Genomic DNA, 2047 nt, shown 5'->3' with positions numbered 1-2047 from the left:
TGTGTCGCGGCCAGATGAACGACCACGTTCGGATGCAGGTGTGCATCGCTGCCCTCGGCCCAAGCCGCCAGCCAGTCGTGCAGGGCCGCATGCCGGTCGCCGGTGTCGAAGCGCACAGCCGCCTGGACACAGCGGGCGTACAACTCCACCGCGGGGTGCGGTCCCGGGCCAAGAGTCGCGACGGCGAGCGCGGCGAAGCGGCGCGAATTGTCGCGGTCCAGCCGTTCGTAGGCCGACCACGCGGCGACGGCGTAGGTGTAGGCGCAGATGGGGTTGTCAGCAAGCCCTCGGTTGGTTGCCAGTGCCACCGCCTCGGCGGCGATCTCCCCCATGCCGACGAAGTCACTGCGGGCGGTGGCCATCAAGGCCGAAATGTTCAGGCACAGAAGCTCCACGTACGCGTGCCCGGTCTGCCGCGCCAACCGCGCCGCCACGTCGAGATCGGCGTGCGCCGCTTGACTGACACCGAGGGCGAATCCGGCGATCGCCCGCCAGGTCACCACGAACAGATCAAGGTCCGCCTCGCCGACTCCGCTGGCGTACATCGCGGTGAGATCCGCCATTGCCGCAGGCAGGTTGCCGCCCCAGGTGGATCGCTGCAGGCGCAGGACGGCGTGCAGCACACGCAACCCGTCGTCCAGGGCGTCGGGCGCAACGGTGTCCAGCTGGTCGAGAAACAGGTCCGCCGCTTGAATGTCATTGCCGTCCAGCGCCGCCGCCGCGGCCACCAGAACGACCGGTGGATGACGCATGACTTCCGCCGGGATCACATCGAACTGCCGTCGCAGGAAATCGCTCCTCCCATCCAGCACCATGGCGAGTCCGTGGGCGCTCAGCAGCGTCGTCACGGCGTCGGCGTCAGCGGAGGCGACGGCATGCTGGACGGCGGCTTCAATGTCGTCGTGCGTCGCCAGCCAGACCGACGCCCGTCTGTGTAACCCCTGGATCAGGTGTCGGCTTCGCAGACCGGCGTGCGAATAACGACGGATGAGGGGGTGAAACCGGTACCACTGCGGATCCGTACCGGAGCCGACGACGAGCGCGTCGGCCTGAAGCCGTTCCACAGTCTCCAGCACCGGTCGTCCGACCAACGCCTCGGCCAGATCCATCGTGAACCTGTCGCAGATGCTGGTCGCGTCGAGCAGGTGGCGAGCATCGGCCGGCTGACGGGCGAGCACCTCGCCGAACAGGTAGTCGGCGACGACGCGGTCGTCGGAAACGAACCGGGCGACAGCACTGCAGAGGTCGGACTGGTTGGCAAGGACGATGCCGGCCAACCGGACCGCTGCGGGCCAGCCTTCCGTGCAGGCCAGAACGAGCTCCAGCTCGGTGTCCGGCAGCCGCAGGCCGTAGGTGTCCAGCAGTTCGATCGCCTCACGGCGGGTAAAGGAAAGCAGGTGCCGGCGGATCTCGCCGAGGTGACCGGCGAGACGGAGACGCCGCAGGGTCGCTATCGGCGGGTCGACACGACTGGACAGGACCAGATGGAGCCGGTTCGGCATGTTGTCCAGAAGCAGATGCAGGCTCTCGATCACGTCGGCGTCGCGCACGTGGTGGACATCGTCCACAACGAGCCAGATCGAGATACCCGCATCATCGACGGCATCGACGACGCCCGCCACAAACTCCGGCTCCGTCTCCTTGCGAGGCGGGCATAGGCTCGCCAGCCGCTCGGAGTCGACCCCGTCGGCGGTTTGGAGCGCGGCAAGGATCCCGGACCACATCTGGAAGACGTTGTTGTCGTGCTCGTCGAGGCTGAGCCACACCACCGGGCCGCAGTGATGGCGGTTCCGGTCGGCGGCCCAGCCCGACAGCAAGGTGGTTTTGCCGTAACCGGCCGGCGCCGAGACCAGCGTGACCTGACCGCCGGCACACCTGTCCAGCCGATCCGCCAAGAAGCCGCGAGCGATCAATTTCGTCGGCGGGACCGGAACGTCCGTCTTTCGCGCGGGAACCGCGGTGCGTCTCAGCGTCCCGGAAGTCTGGGCCATCATGTCCTGTCCTGAGCGGTGGAACGGCCGGGTGACGTCATCCCAACAACGACCCC

Annotated in this window: 1 protein-coding gene; it reads right to left on the bottom strand. The window is 67.7% G+C overall.

Annotation, left to right across the window (positions count from 1 at the left end):
- Positions 1-1994: hypothetical protein (locus AB0M20_RS40320; RefSeq protein ID WP_364306438.1), on the bottom strand; the 1994-nt coding region annotated here is incomplete at its 3' end.
- Positions 1995-2047: the final 53 nt, after the last annotated feature.

Source organism: Actinoplanes sp. NPDC051633, from assembly GCF_040681735.1.
Lineage (GTDB): Bacteria > Actinomycetota > Actinomycetes > Mycobacteriales > Micromonosporaceae > Actinoplanes.
The sequence above is the reverse complement of the archived record's forward strand: the minus strand, read 5'-3'. Positions and strand labels throughout refer to the sequence as shown.